This window comes from Pseudomonas sp. NUPR-001, from assembly GCF_052147955.1.
Taxonomy (GTDB): Bacteria; Pseudomonadota; Gammaproteobacteria; order Pseudomonadales; family Pseudomonadaceae; genus Aquipseudomonas.
This window is the reverse complement of the sequence record NZ_CP197353.1, coordinates 507,501-526,267: the sequence shown is the minus strand read 5'-3', so window position 1 is coordinate 526,267 and position 18,767 is coordinate 507,501. Positions and strand designations below refer to the sequence as shown.

The following is an 18,767-nucleotide window of genomic DNA, read 5'->3' as shown; positions in this document are numbered from 1 at the left end:
TCTAAAGAGGATCTTGCGCCCAGTCAAGACAAGGCCCCAGCCTCCCCCCTCCAGTCATCGGCAACAATTTATGTTGCCAATGACCAGATCGGGTCAGCCAGGGCCCTGTCCTACTTTCAGTTACCGCTGGAATTCAGCGCTTCGGTCAGTGCGGCTTCCACCTCACTGGCACTTACGCGCAGCGGTTTGTCGGCATCACGGCGACGCTTACGCTCGCTGTGGTAGGCCAGACCGGTACCGGCCGGGATCAGACGACCCACGACCACGTTTTCTTTCAGGCCGCGCAGGTAGTCGCGCTTGCCAGTTACCGCCGCTTCGGTCAGAACACGGGTGGTCTCCTGGAAGGAGGCCGCCGAGATGAACGACTCGGTGGACAGCGAGGCCTTGGTGATACCCAGCAGTACGCGCGAGAACTTGGAGATGAACTTATCTTCAGTCGCCAGACGCTCGTTCTCTACCAGTACCTGGGTCAGTTCCATCTGGTCGCCCTTGATGAAGCTGGAGTCACCCGACTCGGTGATCTCAACTTTACGCAGCATCTGACGCAGGATGGTCTCGATGTGCTTATCGTTGATCTTCACGCCTTGCAGACGGTAAACGTCCTGAATCTCGTTGACGATGTACTTGGCCAGCGCGCTCACACCCAGCAGACGCAGGATGTCGTGCGGATCGCTAGGACCGTCGGAGATAACTTCGCCGCGGTTCACTTGTTCGCCTTCGAAGACGTTCAGGTGACGCCACTTCGGAATCAGCTCTTCGTACGGATCGCTACCATCGTTCGGGGTAATGACCAGACGGCGCTTGCCCTTGGTCTCTTTACCGAAGGCGATGGTGCCGCTGACTTCAGCCAGAATCGACGCTTCTTTCGGACGGCGCGCTTCGAACAGGTCAGCAACGCGCGGCAGACCACCGGTGATGTCACGGGTTTTCGACGTTTCTTGCGGAATACGCGCAATAACGTCACCAACGCCGATCTGAGCACCGTCAGCCACACCAACCAGAGCGTTCGCCGGCAGGAAGTACTGAGCCGGTACGTCGGTACCTGGCAGCAGCAAGTCTTTGCCATTGGCGTCGACCATCTTGATTGCAGGACGGATTTCCTTACCTGCAGCCGGACGGTCTTTGACGTCCAGAACTTCAATGTTGGTCAAACCAGTCAATTCGTCAGTCTGACGCTTGATGGTGATGCCTTCTTCCATGCCCACGAAGGTCACGGTACCTTTCATTTCGGTAACGATCGGGTGGGTGTGCGGGTCCCACTTGGCGACGATTGCGCCAGCGTCGACCTTGTCGCCTTCCTTCACCGAAATTACCGCACCGTAAGGCAGCTTGTAGCGCTCACGCTCACGACCGAATTCGTCGGCAATCGCCAACTCACCGGAACGCGATACGGCAACCAGGTTACCGTCAGCACGCTCAACCTGCTTCAGGTTGTGCAGACGCACCATACCGCCGTTCTTCACCTGGACGCTGTCGGCAGCCGAGGTACGGCTTGCAGCACCACCGATGTGGAACGTACGCATGGTCAGCTGAGTACCCGGCTCACCGATCGACTGAGCAGCGATAACGCCGACAGCTTCACCGATGTTCACCTGGTGACCGCGAGCCAGGTCACGGCCGTAGCACTTGGCGCAGATGCCGTAGCGAGTTTCGCAGCTGATCGGCGAACGCACGATCACTTCGTCGATGCTGTTCAGCTCGATGAACTCAACCCACTTCTCGTCGACCAGGGTACCGGCCGGAACGATGACATCGTCGGTGCCTGGCTTGAACACGTCACGGGCGATAACACGACCCAGTACACGCTCACCCAGCGGCTCTACTACATCACCGCCTTCAATGTGCGGCGTCATCAGCAGGCCTTGCTCGGTGCCACAGTCGATCTCGGTAACAACCAGATCCTGGGCAACGTCTACCAGACGACGGGTCAGGTAACCGGAGTTCGCGGTTTTCAACGCGGTATCCGCCAGACCTTTACGAGCACCGTGAGTCGAGATGAAGTACTGAAGTACGCTCAGACCTTCACGGAAGTTCGCGGTGATCGGCGTCTCGATGATCGAGCCGTCCGGCTTGGCCATCAGACCACGCATACCGGCCAGCTGACGAATCTGAGCTGCCGAACCCCGGGCACCGGAGTCAGCCATCATGTACATCGAGTTGAAGGACTCTTGCTCGACTTCGTCGCCATGACGGTCGATGACTTTCTCTTTCGAGAGGTTGGCCATCATCGCCTTGGAAACTTCGTCGTTCGCCTTGGACCACAAGTCGATTACTTTGTTGTACTTCTCGCCCTGGGTTACCAGGCCGGAGGCGTACTGGCTCTCGATCTCTTTCACTTCGTCGGTAGCGGTACCGATGATGCGGGCTTTCTCGTCCGGGATAACGAAGTCGTTAACGCCGATGGAGACGCCGGAGATGGTCGAGTAGGCAAAACCGGTGTACATCAGCTGGTCAGCGAAGATCACGGTCTCTTTCAAACCAACCACGCGGTAGCACTGGTTGATCAGTTTGGAGATCGCCTTTTTCTTCATTGGCTGGTTGACCACGTCGTACGACAGACCTGGTGGTACAACCTGGAACAGCAGTGCACGGCCGACAGTGGTGTCGACAATACGGGTGTTCTTGACGCTGCCGCCATCACGATCATTAACGGTTTCGTTGATACGAACCTTGATCTTGGCGTGCAGGGCAGCTTCGCCGGCGCGGAATACGCGGTCGACTTCCTGCAGGTCAGCAAATACGCGACCTTCGCCCTTGGCATTGATGGCTTCACGGGTCATGTAGTACAGACCCAATACAACGTCCTGCGACGGAACGATGATTGGCTCACCGTTAGCTGGCGACAGAATGTTGTTGGTCGACATCATCAGCGCGCGCGCTTCGAGCTGGGCTTCCAGCGTCAGCGGCACGTGAACGGCCATTTGGTCACCGTCGAAGTCGGCGTTGTACGCAGCACAGACCAGCGGGTGCAGCTGAATAGCTTTACCTTCGATCAGTACCGGTTCAAAGGCCTGGATACCCAGACGGTGAAGGGTCGGTGCACGGTTGAGCAGTACGGGGTGTTCGCGAATCACTTCAGCGAGAACGTCCCACACCTCTGGCAGCTCGCGCTCGACCATCTTCTTGGCAGCTTTGATGGTGGTCGCCAGACCACGCATTTCCAGCTTGCCGAAAATGAACGGTTTGAACAGCTCCAGAGCCATCTTCTTCGGCAGACCGCACTGATGCAGACGCAGGGTCGGACCTACGGTAATTACCGAACGGCCAGAGTAGTCAACACGCTTACCGAGCAAGTTCTGACGGAAACGACCTTGCTTACCCTTGATCATGTCGGCCAGGGACTTCAGAGGACGCTTGTTCGAACCGGTGATGGCACGGCCGCGACGGCCGTTATCCAGCAAGGCATCGACAGCTTCCTGCAGCATGCGCTTTTCGTTGCGCACGATGATGTCCGGCGCGGACAGGTCGAGCAGGCGCTTCAGACGGTTGTTACGGTTGATCACCCGACGATACAGATCGTTCAGGTCAGAAGTCGCGAAGCGACCGCCATCAAGCGGAACCAATGGACGCAGGTCTGGCGGCAGAACCGGCAGAACGGTCAGGACCATCCACTCAGGCAGGTTGCCCGAGCCCTGGAAGGCTTCCATCAGTTTCAGACGCTTGGACAGCTTCTTGATCTTGGTTTCCGAGTTGGTCTGCGGAATCTCTTCGCGCAGGCGGCCGATCTCGTGCTCCAGGTCGATAGCGTGCAGCAGCTCGCGGACAGCCTCGGCACCCATGCGGGCGTCGAAGTCATCACCGAACTCTTCCAGCGCTTCGAAATACTGCTCGTCGTTGAGCAGTTGACCTTTTTCCAGCGTGGTCATGCCCGGATCGATAACGACATAGCTCTCGAAGTAGAGAACGCGCTCGATATCACGCAGGGTCATGTCCATCAGCAGGCCGATACGGGACGGCAGCGATTTCAGGAACCAGATGTGAGCAACTGGAGAGGCCAGTTCGATGTGCGCCATGCGCTCACGACGAACCTTGGCCAGGGCGACTTCAACGCCGCACTTCTCACAGATGACGCCACGGTGTTTCAGGCGCTTGTACTTACCGCACAGGCACTCGTAGTCCTTGACTGGGCCAAAGATCTTGGCGCAGAACAGGCCGTCACGCTCAGGCTTGAACGTACGGTAGTTGATGGTTTCCGGCTTTTTAACTTCACCGAACGACCACGAACGGATCATCTCAGGCGAGGCCAATCCGATACGGATGGCGTCGAACTCTTCGACTTGACCCTGGTTTTTCAGCAAATTCAGTAGGTCTTTCAAGGCCTTTCCTCCTGGCGGAGCAGGGAGTGGGCTTTTCAGCCACACTCCCGATTCGCGTCACGTGTTATTCGGTTTCCAGATCGATATCGATACCGAGCGAACGGATCTCTTTGATCAACACGTTGAAGGACTCGGGCATGCCCGGCTCCATACGGTGATCGCCGTCCACGATGTTTTTGTACATCTTGGTCCGACCGTTCACGTCGTCCGACTTCACTGTGAGCATTTCTTGCAGGGTGTATGCCGCGCCGTATGCTTCCAGCGCCCACACTTCCATCTCCCCGAAACGCTGACCACCGAACTGCGCCTTACCACCCAGCGGCTGCTGGGTAACCAGGCTATAAGAACCAGTGGAACGCGCGTGCATCTTGTCGTCCACCAAGTGGTTCAGCTTGAGCATGTACATGTAACCAACGGTCACTGGACGCTCGAACTTGTTACCGGTACGGCCGTCGAACAGCTGCATCTGACCGCTTTCTGGCATGTCTGCCAGTTTCAGCATGGCCTTGATCTCGCGCTCCTTGGCACCGTCGAAGACTGGAGTGGCCATTGGCACACCGCCTTTGAGGTTCTTCGCCAGATCCAGGATTTCCTGGTCGGAGAAGTCTTCCAGGCTTTCCTGACGACCACCGATCTCGTTGTAGATCTCGGTGAGGAACTTACGCAGTTCAATAACCTTGCGCTGCTCTTCTAGCATGCGGTTGATCTTCTCGCCCAGACCTTTAGCCGCCAGGCCAAGGTGGGTTTCGAGGATCTGACCAACGTTCATACGCGATGGTACACCCAGAGGGTTGAGTACCACGTCAACTGGCGTACCGTTGGCGTCGTGCGGCATGTCTTCGACCGGCATGATCACAGAGACCACACCTTTGTTACCGTGACGACCGGCCATCTTGTCGCCCGGCTGGATGCGACGACGGATTGCCAGGTAGACCTTGACGATCTTCAGTACGCCCGGTGCCAGGTCATCGCCCTGCTGCAGCTTGCGCTTCTTGTCTTCGAACTTGTCGTCGAGCAGACGGCGACGATCAACGATGTAGGCCTGAGCCTTCTCGAGTTGCTCGTTCAGCGCATCTTCGGCCATACGCAGTTTGAACCACTGGCCGTGCTCCAGACCGTCCAGTACTTCGTCGGTGATGACAGTGCCTTTCTTCAGGCCTGCACCACCGTCGACGACCTGGCCGTTCAGGGCAGAACGCAGACGCTCGAAGGTTGCGCCTTCAACGATACGGAACTCTTCGTTCAGGTCCTTGCGGATTTCGTCGAGCTGCATCTTCTCGATGGACAGCGCACGGCTATCGCGCTCAACGCCGTCACGGGTGAAGACCTGTACGTCAATGACAGTACCTTTGGTGCCAGTAGGCACGCGCAGGGAGGTGTCTTTAACGTCGCTGGCCTTCTCACCGAAGATTGCACGCAGCAGCTTCTCTTCTGGCGTCAGCTGGGTTTCGCCTTTTGGCGTGACCTTGCCAACCAGAATGTCGCCAGCGCCAACTTCAGCACCTACGTAAACGATACCGGCTTCGTCCAGCTTGTTCAGCGCAGCTTCACCGACGTTCGGGATGTCCGCGGTGATTTCCTCTGGGCCAAGCTTGGTGTCACGGGCCACACAGGTCAGTTCCTGAATGTGGATCGTGGTGAAGCGGTCTTCCTGAACCACACGCTCGGACAGGCAGATGGAGTCTTCGAAGTTGAAGCCGTTCCACGCCATGAACGCGATGCGCATGTTCTGACCCAGTGCCAGCTCACCCATATCGGTGGACGGACCGTCGGCCATGATGTCGCTACGCTGAACCACGTCACCTTTGCTCACTAGCGGACGCTGGTTGATGCAGGTGTTCTGGTTCGAACGGGTGTATTTGGTCAGGTTGTAGATGTCGACACCGGCTTCACCGGTCTCAACTTCGTCATCAGCAACGCGAACCACGATACGGCTGGCGTCGACAGAGTCGATCACGCCGCCACGACGAGCCACGACGCAAACGCCGGAGTCACGGGCAACGTTACGCTCCATGCCGGTACCAACCAGCGGCTTGTCAGCACGCAGAGTAGGTACAGCCTGACGCTGCATGTTCGAACCCATCAACGCACGGTTGGCGTCGTCGTGCTCGAGGAACGGAATCAGCGACGCAGCAACCGAAACTACCTGCTTCGGCGATACGTCCATCAAGGTGACGTCTTCCGGCGCCTTGACGGTGAATTCGTTCAGGTGACGAACGGCTACCAGCTCGTCGATCAGTTGCTTCTTCTCGTTCATCGCAGCCGAAGCCTGAGCGATAACGTGATCAGCTTCTTCAATCGCCGACAGGAACACGATGTCGTCGGTAACCACGCCCTCTTTCACTACGCGGTACGGGCTTTCCAGGAAGCCGTACTGGTTGGTGCGGGCATAGGCTGCCAGGGAGTTGATCAGACCGATGTTCGGACCTTCAGGGGTCTCGATCGGGCACACACGGCCGTAGTGGGTCGGGTGTACGTCACGGACTTCAAAGCCTGCGCGCTCACGGGTCAGACCACCAGGGCCGAGTGCGGAGACACGACGCTTGTGGGTAATTTCCGAGAGCGGGTTGTTCTGGTCCATGAACTGCGAGAGCTGGCTGGAGCCGAAGAACTCTTTCACCGCGGCCGCTACCGGCTTGGCGTTGATCAGGTCCTGAGGCATCAGGCCTTCGCTTTCGGCCATCGACAGACGCTCTTTGACCGCGCGCTCAACACGCACCAGGCCAACGCGGAACTGGTTCTCGGCCATCTCGCCAACACAACGGACGCGACGGTTACCCAAGTGGTCGATGTCGTCGACGATGCCTTTGCCGTTACGGATATCAACCAGGGTCTTGAGGACCTCGACGATATCTTCCTTGCTCAGCACGCCCGAACCTTCGATCTCGGTACGACCGATACGACGGTTGAACTTCATGCGGCCAACGGCCGACAGGTCGTAACGCTCGGCGCTGAAGAACAGGTTGTTGAACAGGGTCTCGGCAGCATCCTTGGTTGGCGGCTCGCCAGGACGCATCATGCGATAGATCTCGACCAGCGCTTCCAGTTGGTTGCTGGTGGAATCGATCTTCAGAGTATCGGAGATGAACGGACCGCAATCGATATCGTTGGTGTACAGGGTCTCGATACGGACAACCTGCGCCTTGGCGATCTTGATCAGCAGTTCGGTGTTCAGCTCGGTGTTGCACTCGGCCAGGATTTCGCCAGTCGCCGGGTGAACGATAGCCTTGGCAGTGGTACGGCCCAGGACGTATTCCATTGGAACGTCGAGCTGCTTCACGCCAGCTTTTTCCAGCTGGTTGATGTGACGAGCGGTAATACGACGACCCTGCTCGACAATCACCTTACCGGTTTCGTCATGGATGTCCATGACTGCAACTTCACCACGCAGGCGCTGAGGCACCAGCTCCAGGCTCAGTTTCTCGCCGGAGATGTGGAATACGTTGGTGGTGTAGAAAGCGTCCAGCACTTCTTCAGTGCTGTAGCCCAAAGCACGCAACAGTACCGAAGCAGGCAGCTTACGACGACGGTCGATACGGACGAATACACAGTCTTTCGGATCGAACTCGAAGTCCAGCCAGGAACCGCGGTAAGGAATGATACGTGCCGAGTACAGCAGCTTGCCCGAGCTGTGCGTCTTGCCACGGTCGTGGTCGAAGAACACACCTGGCGAACGGTGCAGCTGGGAAACGATTACACGCTCGGTACCGTTGATAACGAAGGTACCGTTTTCAGTCATCAGGGGGATTTCACCCATGTAGACTTCTTGCTCTTTGATGTCCTTGATCGCTTTGTTCGACGATTCTTTGTCGAAAATGATCAGGCGCACTTTTACCCGCAGCGGAACCGCGTAGGTCACGCCGCGCAGGACGCATTCTTTGACATCAAAAGCCGGTTCGCCCAGACGATAGCCAACGTACTCCAGGGCAGCATTGCCGGAGTAGCTGATGATCGGGAAAACCGATTTGAAGGCCGCATGCAGGCCCACGTCGCGGAACTGATCTTTGGTCGCTCCCGCTTGCAAGAATTCACGATACGAATCCAGCTGGATGGCCAGGAGGTAAGGCACATCCATGACGTCCGGCAACTTGCTAAAGTCCTTGCGGATACGTTTTTTCTCAGTGTATGAGTAAGCCATCAGCGTTCCCCAGCTTGGTCACCTGCTTGTTTGGCTTCTCCCGACGGGAGCAGCCAGAAAATCGTGCAAACCCCATGGTTTGCGCCACCCATTCGGTGGTTACCGCTCGTTATCGGGGCCGACCTGATCGACCACCAATAACGGAAAAAGGCCGGTGGCAAAAGCCACCAGCCGTCAGCCGTTTGCTTAACGCTCCGGCTGGAGTCGCAAAGTCGAGATTACTTCAGCTCGACAGTAGCGCCTGCTTCTTCCAGCTTCTTCTTCGCGTCTTCAGCGGCTTCTTTCGAAACGCCTTCAGCGATGACAGCAGGAGCGCCGTCAACTTTCTCTTTGGCTTCTTTCAGGCCCAGACCGGTGATTTCACGAACAGCCTTGATCACGTTGACTTTCTTCTCGCCAGCAGCGGCCAGAACAACGTTGAACTCGGTTTGCTCTTCAACAACGGCAGCGGCAGCAGCTGGGCCAGCAGCGGCAACAGCAGCGGTAACACCGAAGGTTTCTTCCATCGCTTTGATCAGCTCAACAACTTCCAGAACGGTTTTCTGGCCGATTGCTTCGATGATTTGTTCGTTAGTCAGAGACATGACTTGAATCCTGTATTGGGGTGACAGCTTATGCAGCCATCAAATTAAACATGTGATTTAGAAAGCGCTTTCTGTGCCTTAGGCAGCAGTAGCTTCTTTCTGGTCGCGAATAGCTGCCAGAGTACGAGCCAGCTTGCTGGTAGCGCCCTGGATGACGCTCATCAGCTTCGCGATAGCCTCGTCGCGAGTTGGCAGGGTAGCCAACACGTCGATTTCGTTAGCGGCAATGAACTTGCCGTCAAACGCAGCTGCCTTGATCTCGAACTTGCTCTGACCCTTGGCGAACTCTTTGAACAGACGGGCAGCAGCGCCCGGGTGCTCGTTGGAGAAAGCGATCAGGGTCGGGCCAGTGAAGGCGTCGTTGAGGACACTGAATTCAGTGTCAGCAACAGCGCGCTTGAGCAGGGTGTTACGTACGACACGTACGTATACGCCAGCTTCACGAGCCTCTTTACGGAGTCCGGTCATTGCGCCTACAGTCACGCCACGGGCATCAGCCACAACAGCGGACAGAGCGACTTTGGCAGCCTCGTTGACTTCAGCGACGATGGCCTTCTTGTCTTCGAGTCTAATTGCCACGGGTAAAACTCCTGCTTGTTACCGTTTCATCTGGCCGAAGCCGGATGTCGTTTTGGTGTCTGATTCGGTAAGGAATCGGGAGCACCATCTGCGTAGGCTTAAGGTTTAAGGCTTGCGCCGCCTACGGTCTTGGATAGCCCCCGCCAGGCAGGGACCCCAATTTTTTCAAACTGGCGCGATCGCTCGCGCCGGTTTTGTCTTACGCGCTCAGCGAGCCCTGGTCGATGACCAGGCCTGGACCCATGGTGGTGCTCAGGGTAACGCGCTTGACGTAGATACCTTTCGAGGAAGCTGGCTTGATACGCTTCAGATCAGCGATCAGGGCTTCAACGTTTTCCTTCAGCTTGCCAGCTTCAAAGCCGACTTTGCCAACGGAGGTGTGGATGATGCCGTTTTTGTCGGTACGGTAGCGAACCTGACCAGCCTTGGCGTTTTTAACCGCGGTGGCTACGTCTGGAGTTACGGTGCCGACTTTCGGGTTAGGCATCAGGCCGCGTGGACCCAGAACCTGACCCAGCTGACCTACAACACGCATTGCGTCCGGGGAAGCAATAACGACGTCATAGTTCAGGTCGCCGCCTTTCATTTCGGCAGCCAGATCGTCCATACCTACACGGTCAGCGCCGGCAGCCAGAGCGGCCTCAGCAGCTGGACCCTGGGTGAAGACAGCTACACGTACAGTCTTGCCAGTGCCGTGTGGCAGCACAGTAGCGCTACGAACGACTTGGTCGGATTTACGTGGGTCAACGCCGAGGTTGACGGCAACGTCGAAGGATTCGCTGAACTTCACGGTGGACAGTTCGGCCAGCAGGTTTGCTGCTTCTTCGAAGTTGTAGACTTTGCCAGCTTCGAGCTTCGAAGCAATGGCCTTTTGGCGCTTGGTCAGCTTAGCCATTACACACCCTCCACGTTGAGGCCCATGCTGCGAGCAGAACCGGCGATAGTACGCACGGCTGCATCCAGGTCAGCGGCAGTCAGATCAGCACTTTTGGTTTTTGCGATCTCTTCCAGCTGAGCACGGGTCACAGTACCGACTTTAACGGTGTTCGGACGTGCAGAACCGCTGGTCAGGCCAGCTGCTTTCTTCAGCAGAACCGAAGCAGGGGTGCTTTTGGTTTCGAAGGTGAAGCTGCGGTCACTGTAAACAGTGATGATCACAGGAGTCGGCAGGCCGGCTTCTTGACCCTGAGTACGGGCGTTGAAGGCCTTGCAGAATTCCATGATGTTCACACCGTGTTGACCCAGTGCTGGACCAACGGGTGGGCTTGGGTTGGCCTGGCCGGCCTTTACTTGCAGCTTGATGTAAGCCTGAATCTTCTTAGCCATGAGCTACTCCAATATCGGGTACGAACGCCTGAAGGCTCCCCGGATTACTTGCGTTTTATCCCAGTGACGACAAAACCCCGCAGCACATAGGGCTGCGGGGTATGGGATGCGTTGTTCTGCTAGACCTTTTCGACCTGGCTGAACTCGAGCTCTACCGGGGTAGAGCGTCCGAAAATAAGCACGGCCACTTGGATCCGGCTCTTTTCGTAGTTAACTTCTTCAACAGTACCGTTGAAATCGGCAAACGGACCGTCAATTACGCGGACCACTTCGCCCGGCTCGAACAAGGTCTTCGGCTTAGGCTTGTCGCTGCCATCAGCAACACGACGCAAGATAGCCTCAGCTTCTTTGTCGGTGATCGGCGCAGGCTTGTCTGCGGTACCACCAATGAAGCCCATGACACGAGGGGTATCTTTGACCAAGTGCCAAGTACCTTCGTTCATGTCCATCTGAACCAGCACGTAACCTGGGAAGAACTTACGCTCGCTCTTGCGCTTCTGGCCATTGCGCATCTCAACGACTTCTTCAGTCGGGACCAGAATTTCGCCGAAACCGTCTTCCATGCCAGCCAGCTTTACGCGCTCGATCAGCGAGCGCATTACATGCTTCTCGTAACCCGAGTAAGCATGCACAACGTACCAACGCTTAGCCACGGGACACCCTTAGCCAACAATCAAGGAAATCAACCAACCCAGCAGGGAGTCAAGACCCCACAGCAGCAGCGCCATCACCAGAACAACCGCCACTACGATGAGCGTGGTTTGCGTGGTTTCTTGGCGGGTTGGCCATACGACTTTACGAATCTCGGTGCGAGCTTCCTTCACCAGCGTAAAGAACGACTTACCCTTGACGGTCTGCAAGGCGATAAAGCCAGCAGCCGCAGCAAGAACAAGCAGAGCGAGTACGCGATACAGAATCGGCGAAGCAGAGTAATAAAGATTACCTACAACACCAACAACTACCAAAGCGACAACAGCCAGCCACTTGAGCAGATCAAAACGAGAGTCTTGGGCTTCAGCCTTGGGAGTCATCTAGGAAGATCCTGTGAAAAGAAAGCCAGACACACGAGGTGAATCTGGCAGGTCAGGAGGGAATCGAACCCCCAACCTACGGTTTTGGAGACCGTCGCTCTGCCAATTGAGCTACTGACCTAAAAGCTTATCAGGCCGGCCATTATGCCGACCTGATCGAGAGAAATCAACTACTTATTCGATAATCTTTGCTACGACGCCAGCGCCGACGGTACGACCGCCTTCACGGATAGCGAAACGCAGACCATCTTCCATTGCGATGGTTTTGATCAGAGTGACAGTCATCTGGATGTTGTCACCTGGCATTACCATTTCAACGCCTTCTGGCAGCTCGCAGTTACCAGTCACGTCAGTAGTACGGAAGTAGAACTGTGGACGGTAGCCTTTGAAGAACGGAGTGTGACGGCCGCCTTCTTCCTTGCTCAGAACGTAAACTTCTGCGGTGAACTTGGTGTGCGGCTTAACCGAACCTGGCTTGACCAGAACCTGACCACGCTCAACGTCGTCACGCTTGGTGCCACGCAGCAGAACGCCGCAGTTCTCGCCAGCACGGCCTTCGTCCAGCAGCTTACGGAACATCTCAACACCGGTGCAGGTGGTGGTGGAGGTGTCACGCAGACCAACGATTTCCAGAGCGTCTTGAACGCGGACGATACCACGCTCGATACGACCGGTAACAACGGTACCACGACCCGAGATCGAGAATACGTCTTCGATTGGCATCAGGAACGGCTTGTCGATAGCACGCTCTGGCTCTGGGATGTAGCTGTCCAGAGTTTCAACCAGACGCTTGACAGCGGTGGTGCCCATTTCGTTGTCGTCTTTGCCTTCCAGCGCCATACGAGCCGAACCGATGATGATCGGGGTGTCGTCGCCTGGGAAGTCGTAGGTGGACAGCAGGTCGCGAACTTCCATCTCGACCAGTTCCAGCAGCTCAGCGTCGTCTACCAGGTCAGCCTTGTTCAGGAAGACCACGATGTACGGAACGCCAACCTGACGGGACAGCAGGATGTGCTCACGGGTTTGCGGCATCGGACCATCGGCGGCCGAGCAAACCAGGATCGCGCCGTCCATCTGGGCAGCACCGGTGATCATGTTCTTCACGTAGTCAGCGTGACCTGGGCAGTCAACGTGAGCGTAGTGACGAATATTCGAGTTGTACTCAACGTGCGCGGTATTAATGGTAATGCCGCGAGCCTTCTCTTCTGGAGCGCTGTCGATCTTGTCGAATTCAACAACAGCCGAACCGAAAACTTCGGAGCAGACGCGAGTAAGCGCTGCGGTCAGCGTGGTCTTGCCATGGTCAACGTGACCAATGGTGCCGACGTTAACGTGCGGCAGACTACGATCAAACTTTTCCTTAGCCATCGAGACAGTCCTCAACAAGAAGAAATAAGCAGGTTGGTACAGCCATTAAAACAAAGGCAGATATTTTCATATCTGCCTTGTTATATGGAGCTCTTGAGCGGATTTGAACCGCTGACCTCACCCTTACCAAGGGTGTGCTCTACCAACTGAGCTACAAGAGCGTAACACTGTGCAACAACAGCAAACTTGGAGCGGGTAGCGGGAATCGAACCCGCATCATCAGCTTGGAAGGCTGAGGTTCTACCACTAAACTATACCCGCGGAGCTAGCTGCTCTCGCTAAACTGGTGGAGGGGGAAGGATTCGAACCTTCGAAGTCGTAGACGTCAGATTTACAGTCTGATCCCTTTGGCCGCTCGGGAACCCCTCCTGAACGTGGGCGGCATTTTCAACTCTTGCCGTCCTTCTGTCAAGCTTTTTCTCATTAAAATCTTGAGGTTAGCTAATTTGACAGCGCTTCACAGATATCCATCTAGTGGTGTTCCCTGTGGAGCGGGCGCCATTCTATGCAAACTATTCGACGGTTGCAACACCCTCGCACAACATTATTTTATGTTTTAAGTCTTTGAAATCGTTGGAAAGACTGGAAAGCAGGGTTTGGTCCAGCAAACGCTGGCTCCGAGGTGAAATTTGCAGCCACAAACCCGTCGCATCACCCAGCCGACCAGACACCTGCCGCGCGACCACATCCAGAGTAAGGAGTCGCTGACGCAAGGCATTGAGCTGCTCCTGGGTGTCCAAGCCACCTATATAGAGGCACTCCGCCCCCCGCTTGGAAGACGGTTTACCCTGCTGCGACTCGCTGAGCAGATGAATATCCTGCTGACTGCCCTTATACAGCGATAGCGGCGCTACCTCTTTAACCTTCAAGGGCGCCTCCTGCTGATGCCAGACGTAATAGACGCCATTGAGCACCACCAACAACAGAAACAACCAGCGCATAATCACCTCAGTCCAGGGGACAAGCCATTGCCAGACCAACAAACACCAGGTCAGGCACCACCCGAGCCTGCGGCGCAGCCTCTTGCACCAGAGGCGCATCGCCCCCCGTCAGCAATACGGTGAAGTCATTGCCCCACAAAGCCTGCGCGTGCTCCAACTGAGAGCGCACAAAACCCTGCAGCATATGCACACAACCCCGCTCAACCGCTTCAACCGTTGAGCGTCCGGGCGCCATACTCGACAACGCTCGCTCAGCGGACGCATCGTCGTAGCGAATCCGTCGGGTGTGAGTGCGCAACTGACTGCGCATCAATGGCATCCCCGGGCAGATGAAGCCCCCCAGGTGCTCGCCATCAGCAGCGACAAAATCAGCCTTGGCCGCCGTGCCAAAGTCCATGACCAGACACGCACCGGCCGCCAGGCGATATGCCCCCAGCACTGCCAGCCAGCGATCCAGACCAAGACGCTGGTAGTCCTCATATCCGTTGCGCACACCGCCAACCTCTTTGGCTGGCTGGGCAACCAATATCTGCAGCCCAAAGCGCTCGAACAATAGCGCCGAAAGACTGCTTGTCTCCTCCTCACTGCGAACACTGACGAGGCGGCCACGTCGAGGGGCCTCAGGAAGAGCGCTGATTTCTGCCAATAGGGCCTGATCAGAGGCCACTACCCCACCCGCAACGATAGACGCATCAGCGCTGCGGATAACACGCCACTTTATAAAGCTGTTACCGCAATCGAGCTCAAGAATCATCACGCAACCTCAAACTGAGCTCACCACCACTGAAGCTCTTCTCTACTCCATCGACCGCAAGACGTAATGCACCCTGCCCGTCGATACCCAATACCACACCATCGATCTTATTGACGCCAGCAATCAAGGACACCGGCCTACCCTGCCAAACATGTGCCTGCTCCCATTCTTGCTGTAACCCGCCGAAACCGGATTGCCGATGCTTCTCCAGGTAAACCTGCAAGCTGTCATTGAGCCTGGCGACCAATAGGTTGCGATCGATTGCGGCACCCGTCTCACGGCATACAGAAGTCCACTGCTGATCGACCTCCTCGGTAGCCAACATATTCACGTTAATGCCGATCCCCAGCACAACATGACAAACATCTGCTGGATCACCGACGAGCTCCAGGAGGATGCCAGCAATCTTATGGTTGTTGACCAAGATGTCGTTCGGCCACTTCAAGCCGGCTTCAGCGACTGCAAATGATTGCAACGTACGCAAGACCGCAAGCCCCACAACCAGACTCAACCCTTCGAGCTGGCGCATACCGCCATCGATACGCAGCACCAGACTGTAGTAGAGGTTTTCAGCAAAAGGACTGGCCCACTGCCGCCCACGGCGTCCGCGACCTGCAGTCTGGCGCTCGGCCAGCACCAGGAAGGGGGCAACCTGGCCTTCAGCAATTGCGCGCAAGGCCTGGGCGTTGGTCGAATCGATGCTGTCAAAGATAAGTGCTGGCCAACACTCACCTTGCGAGTGCTCGACGATTGCCGACTCCTCCAGCAAGGCCAGCGGCTTCGCCAACTGATAGCCACGACCACGGACCTTATGAATAGGTAGATTCAGCTCGGCCTCGAGGTGCTGCAACTGCTTCCAGACAGCACTACGACTGACGCCAAGGGCGACCCCCAGGTCCTGCCCGGAATGGAACCGACCATCCGCGAGGAGCTTCAACAACTTCAGCATGCCAATCTCGAATCGTAATGAGGCTGGCATGATAGCCATGCAGGCGGGGATTGCATAGAAAACAGTAGGCTCGGCGGCCTGGCTGGAGCCGCGATGCGGTGTGTCAGGCAGATTGAGATCGCGGGGCAAGCCCGCTCCCACAAGAAGAAGCCCATCCCAGCAGATTTTGGTCGGCGGAAAGACAAAACCCCTACCTGCATGCGCAGATAGGGGTTTCGGAATTTAATCTTGACGATGACCTACTCTCACATGGGGAAACCCCACACTACCATCGGCGATGCATCGTTTCACTGCTGAGTTCGGGATGGGATCAGGTGGTTCCAATGCTCTATGGTCGTCAAGAAATTCTGTTGCCAGAAGGTCTTGTTAGACACTCCAGCGAATTGGGTATGTGACTCTGTGGTTTTGCAAACTTTCGGTGACTTTCGTCTTCACCACCACAATCTGCGCTGCAGATTGCTTGGGTGTTATATGGTCAAGCCTCACGGGCAATTAGTATTGGTTAGCTCAACGCCTCACAGCGCTTACACACCCAACCTATCAACGTCGTAGTCTTCGACGGCCCTTCAGGGAGCTCAAGGCTCCAGTGAGATCTCATCTTGAGGCAAGTTTCCCGCTTAGATGCTTTCAGCGGTTATCTCTCCCGAACATAGCTACCCGGCAATGCCACTGGCGTGACAACCGGAACACCAGAGGTTCGTCCACTCCGGTCCTCTCGTACTAGGAGCAGCCCCTCTCAAATCTCAAACGTCCACGGCAGATAGGGACCGAACTGTCTCACGACGTTCTAAACCCAGCTCGCGTACCACTTTAAATGGCGAACAGCCATACCCTTGGGACCGGCTTCAGCCCCAGGATGTGATGAGCCGACATCGAGGTGCCAAACACCGCCGTCGATATGAACTCTTGGGCGGTATCAGCCTGTTATCCCCGGAGTACCTTTTATCCGTTGAGCGATGGCCCTTCCATACAGAACCACCGGATCACTAAGACCTACTTTCGTACCTGCTCGACGTGTCTGTCTCGCAGTCAAGCGCGCTTTTGCCTTTATACTCTACGACCGATTTCCGACCGGTCTGAGCGCACCTTCGTACTCCTCCGTTACTCTTTAGGAGGAGACCGCCCCAGTCAAACTACCCACCATACACTGTCCTCGATCCGGATAACGGACCTGAGTTAGAACCTCAAAGTTGCCAGGGTGGTATTTCAAGGATGGCTCCACGCGAACTGGCGTCCACGCTTCAAAGCCTCCCACCTATCCTACACAAGCAAATTCAAAGTCCAGTGCAAAGCTATAGTAAAGGTTCACGGGGTCTTTCCGTCTAGCCGCGGATACACTGCATCTTCACAGCGATTTCAATTTCACTGAGTCTCGGGTGGAGACAGCGCCGCCATCGTTACGCCATTCGTGCAGGTCGGAACTTACCCGACAAGGAATTTCGCTACCTTAGGACCGTTATAGTTACGGCCGCCGTTTACCGGGGCTTCGATCAAGAGCTTCGCGTTAGCTAACCCCATCAATTAACCTTCCGGCACCGGGCAGGCGTCACACCCTATACGTCCACTTTCGTGTTTGCAGAGTGCTGTGTTTTTAATAAACAGTCGCAGCGGCCTGGTATCTTCGACCGGCATGGGCTTACGGAGCAAGTCCTTCACCCTCACCGGCGCACCTTCTCCCGAAGTTACGGTGCCATTTTGCCTAGTTCCTTCACCCGAGTTCTCTCAAGCGCCTTGGTATTCTCTACCCAACCACCTGTGTCGGTTTGGGGTACGGTTCCTAGTTATCTGAAGCTTAGAAGCTTTTCTTGGAAGCATGGCATCAACCACTTCGTCGCCTAAAGGCAACTCGTCATCAGCTCTCGGCCTTAAGATCCCGGATTTACCTAAGATCTCAGCCTACCACCTTAAACTTGGACAACCAACGCCAAGCTGGCCTAGCCTTCTCCGTCCCTCCATCGCAATAACTAGAAGTACAGGAATATTAACCTGTTTTCCATCGACTACGCTTTTCAGCCTCGCCTTAGGGACCGACTAACCCTGCGTCGATTAACGTTGCGCAGGAAACCTTGGTCTTTCGGCGTGGGAGTTTTTCACTCCCATTGTCGTTACTCATGTCAGCATTCGCACTTCTGATACCTCCAGCAAGCTTCTCAACTCACCTTCACAGGCTTACAGAACGCTCCTCTACCGCGTCACCTAAGTGACACCCGTAGCTTCGGTGCATGGTTTGAGCCCCGTTACATCTTCCGCGCAGGCCGACTCGACTAGTGAGCTATTACGCTTTCTTTAAAGGGTGGCTGCTTCTAAGCCAACCTCCTAGCTGTCTAAGCCTTCCCACATCGTTTCCCACTTAACCATGACTTTGGGACCTTAGCTGACGGTCTGGGTTGTTTCCCTTTTCACGACGGACGTTAGCACCCGCCGTGTGTCTCCCATGCTCGGCACTTGTAGGTATTCGGAGTTTGCATCGGTTTGGTAAGTCGGGATGACCCCCTAGCCGAAACAGTGCTCTACCCCCTACAGTGATACATGAGGCGCTACCTAAATAGCTTTCGAGGAGAACCAGCTATCTCCGAGCTTGATTAGCCTTTCACTCCGATCCACAGGTCATCCGCTAACTTTTCAACGGTAGTCGGTTCGGTCCTCCAGTCAGTGTTACCTAACCTTCAACCTGCCCATGGATAGATCGCCCGGTTTCGGGTCTATACCCAGCGACTAAACGCCCTATTAAGACTCGCTTTCGCTACGCCTCCCCTATTCGGTTAAGCTCGCCACTGAATA

Annotated in this window: 12 protein-coding genes, 4 tRNA genes and 2 rRNA genes (1 of these 18 only partly in view); all 18 read right to left on the bottom strand. The window is 55.9% G+C overall.

Annotated features, from left to right (window positions below; translation table 11 throughout):
• Nucleotides 1-116: 116 nt before the first annotated feature.
• The gene (gene rpoC, locus ACP6KB_RS02355) at nucleotides 117-4,316 is read right to left on the bottom strand and encodes a DNA-directed RNA polymerase subunit beta' (RefSeq protein WP_442111855.1); all 4,200 of its coding nucleotides are present in this window, start codon (nucleotides 4,314-4,316) and stop codon (nucleotides 117-119) included.
• 64 nt (nucleotides 4,317-4,380) lie between these two features.
• Entirely contained in the window at nucleotides 4,381-8,454 is a 4,074-nt protein-coding gene (gene rpoB, locus ACP6KB_RS02350; protein WP_442111853.1) for a DNA-directed RNA polymerase subunit beta, read from the bottom strand.
• Nucleotides 8,455-8,672: 218 nt separating this feature from the next.
• The gene (gene rplL, locus ACP6KB_RS02345) at nucleotides 8,673-9,038 is read right to left on the bottom strand and encodes a 50S ribosomal protein L7/L12 (RefSeq protein ID WP_442111851.1); all 366 of its coding nucleotides are present in this window, start codon (nucleotides 9,036-9,038) and stop codon (nucleotides 8,673-8,675) included.
• 78 nt (nucleotides 9,039-9,116) lie between these two features.
• Complete coding sequence (gene rplJ / locus ACP6KB_RS02340; protein ID WP_442111849.1) at nucleotides 9,117-9,617, bottom strand: 50S ribosomal protein L10; 501 nt, start codon at nucleotides 9,615-9,617, stop codon at nucleotides 9,117-9,119.
• Between the two features lie 199 nt (nucleotides 9,618-9,816).
• Nucleotides 9,817-10,512 (bottom strand): 50S ribosomal protein L1, encoded by a 696-nt coding sequence (gene rplA, locus ACP6KB_RS02335; protein WP_442111847.1) that lies wholly within the window; start codon nucleotides 10,510-10,512, stop codon nucleotides 9,817-9,819.
• Nucleotides 10,512-10,943: a 50S ribosomal protein L11 gene (rplK, locus tag ACP6KB_RS02330; RefSeq protein ID WP_442111845.1), complete on the bottom strand. Its 432-nt coding sequence runs from the start codon at nucleotides 10,941-10,943 to the stop codon at nucleotides 10,512-10,514. Before rplK ends, rplA begins: the two co-directional genes overlap by 1 nt.
• A gap of 119 nt (nucleotides 10,944-11,062) precedes the next feature.
• On the bottom strand, nucleotides 11,063-11,596 hold the full coding sequence (nusG, locus tag ACP6KB_RS02325; RefSeq protein ID WP_010220294.1) for a transcription termination/antitermination protein NusG: 534 nt from the start codon (nucleotides 11,594-11,596) through the stop codon (nucleotides 11,063-11,065).
• Nucleotides 11,597-11,605: 9 nt separating this feature from the next.
• On the bottom strand, nucleotides 11,606-11,974 hold the full coding sequence (gene secE / locus ACP6KB_RS02320; RefSeq protein WP_442111843.1) for a preprotein translocase subunit SecE: 369 nt from the start codon (nucleotides 11,972-11,974) through the stop codon (nucleotides 11,606-11,608).
• Nucleotides 11,975-12,019: 45 nt separating this feature from the next.
• A tRNA-Trp gene (locus tag ACP6KB_RS02315) sits at nucleotides 12,020-12,095 on the bottom strand.
• Nucleotides 12,096-12,148: 53 nt separating this feature from the next.
• On the bottom strand, nucleotides 12,149-13,342 hold the full coding sequence (tuf, locus tag ACP6KB_RS02310; RefSeq protein WP_442111841.1) for an elongation factor Tu: 1,194 nt from the start codon (nucleotides 13,340-13,342) through the stop codon (nucleotides 12,149-12,151).
• An 85-nt stretch (nucleotides 13,343-13,427) separates the two neighbouring features.
• A tRNA-Thr gene (locus ACP6KB_RS02305) sits at nucleotides 13,428-13,503 on the bottom strand.
• Between the two features lie 26 nt (nucleotides 13,504-13,529).
• A tRNA-Gly gene (locus ACP6KB_RS02300) sits at nucleotides 13,530-13,603 on the bottom strand.
• A 23-nt stretch (nucleotides 13,604-13,626) separates the two neighbouring features.
• Nucleotides 13,627-13,711 (bottom strand) — tRNA-Tyr (locus ACP6KB_RS02295).
• A gap of 143 nt (nucleotides 13,712-13,854) precedes the next feature.
• The gene (locus ACP6KB_RS02290) at nucleotides 13,855-14,283 is read right to left on the bottom strand and encodes a hypothetical protein (protein ID WP_442111840.1); all 429 of its coding nucleotides are present in this window, start codon (nucleotides 14,281-14,283) and stop codon (nucleotides 13,855-13,857) included.
• A gap of 7 nt (nucleotides 14,284-14,290) precedes the next feature.
• A complete protein-coding gene (locus ACP6KB_RS02285) occupies nucleotides 14,291-15,037 on the bottom strand; it encodes a pantothenate kinase (RefSeq protein ID WP_442114244.1) in 747 nt (248 codons plus the stop codon).
• Complete coding sequence (gene birA / locus ACP6KB_RS02280) at nucleotides 15,027-15,986, bottom strand: bifunctional biotin--[acetyl-CoA-carboxylase] ligase/biotin operon repressor BirA (RefSeq protein WP_442114243.1); 960 nt, start codon at nucleotides 15,984-15,986, stop codon at nucleotides 15,027-15,029. Before birA ends, ACP6KB_RS02285 begins: the two co-directional genes overlap by 11 nt.
• Nucleotides 15,987-16,212: 226 nt before the next feature.
• A 5S ribosomal RNA gene (rrf, locus tag ACP6KB_RS02275) occupies nucleotides 16,213-16,328 on the bottom strand.
• 129 nt (nucleotides 16,329-16,457) lie between these two features.
• Nucleotides 16,458-18,767, bottom strand: a 23S ribosomal RNA gene (locus ACP6KB_RS02270); it runs 581 nt beyond the window's last position.